This is a genomic window from Paragemmobacter kunshanensis (assembly GCF_011059185.1).
In the GTDB taxonomy this organism is placed as follows: domain Bacteria; phylum Pseudomonadota; class Alphaproteobacteria; order Rhodobacterales; family Rhodobacteraceae; genus Paragemmobacter; species Paragemmobacter kunshanensis.
This window is the reverse complement of the sequence record NZ_JAALFE010000095.1, coordinates 1-1,077: the sequence shown is the minus strand read 5'-3', so window position 1 is coordinate 1,077 and position 1,077 is coordinate 1. Positions and strand designations below refer to the sequence as shown.

At 70.4% G+C, this 1,077-nt stretch carries 1 protein-coding gene; it reads right to left on the bottom strand.

The window, feature by feature from the left end:
* Window positions 1-114: 114 nt before the first annotated feature.
* Window positions 115-837: an RNA polymerase sigma factor gene (locus G5V65_RS21920; protein WP_165054753.1), complete on the bottom strand. Its 723-nt coding sequence runs from the start codon at window positions 835-837 to the stop codon at window positions 115-117.
* Between the last annotated feature and the right edge of the window lie 240 nt (window positions 838-1,077).

Genomic DNA, 1,077 nt, shown 5'->3' with positions numbered 1-1,077 from the left:
TCGAGCGACAGATCGGCAGTGCGGTTCATGCGTGTCTGCTTTCGGTTGGAGGGAAGGCGCTCGGGGGCGCTCGAATGGGAAAAGCCACCGGCGGGACCGGATCGGGACATCGGCTCAGGGGATTTCCTGGAGGGCGTCGTGCAGTCGGCGCATCGCGCGCTGGTACCGCTTGCGGGCGGCGGCCTCGGTCAGACCCAGTTCCACGGCGACCTCGGCCTGGGAGAAACCCTCGATCGCCACGCGGATCACCAGCAGGGCGTCATCGCCGAGCAGCTTCCGAACGGCGCCGTTCAGCCGTGCGTACCCGGTTGCGCCGATCCCGCTGTCGCCGCTGTCCGCCACCTCGTCGGGATCGGCGCCGCTGGCGAGATGTTCGCGCGCCGTGTCGCGTTGGCGCACGCGGATCATGTCGCGCTCGACATTCCGCAGCACCGTGGCCGCGATCCAGTTGACGCGCCCGAGGTCGAGGCCGCGGACCGCCTCGGTGGTGCGCGCCAGTACGTCGGACGCGACCTCGTCGGCGGTGCCGAGCCTGCGCCAGAGCGACCGGCGCCGGATGGCGTCGAGGCCGGGCCAGAGCGCCAGCAACAGCAGCGTCAGGGCGCAGTCGGACTCGGGCCCGTCGCCCTGCGCCAACCCGACCAGCGCAGAGAGGATCACGTTCTTCCGGGCCGGATCGCCGGTCGTGCGGTGCAGCCCGTCCAGCAGGGCCGCCGGGTCCCGGAACGGCGCGAGAGGGGCCTGCGCACGCCGGACGGCGTCGAAACTGCGCTGGAAGTGAAGGTTTGTGGATGAATGCATGAGGTGATCACGGATCTCGTGCCACGCGAAGGACATCGGACGCCTGCCTTGCGACCAGGCGTCCGGCGCCTTCTCGTGGCCAGGTCAGGACGTCGCGCGTCTCTGCGATTTCAGGGGATTGGGTGAATGCGCGCGTCAGCGCGCGGGTGCGGTCGCGTTGTTCAGCGTGCCGCAGCCGCGGCAGGTGGCCTGAACCGGAAAGCCCACGAGATACTCGTGCCCCCGCGCGAAGCGCAGGTGCATGCGGCCGTCCCGGCAGACGCCGAGCAGCTTGTC

What these genes read in the sequence shown, in the direction of transcription:
- G5V65_RS21920 (WP_165054753.1), bottom strand. Translation starts at nt 837, where the DNA reads ATGTCCTTCGCGTGGCACGAGATCCGTGATCACCTCATGCATTCATCC.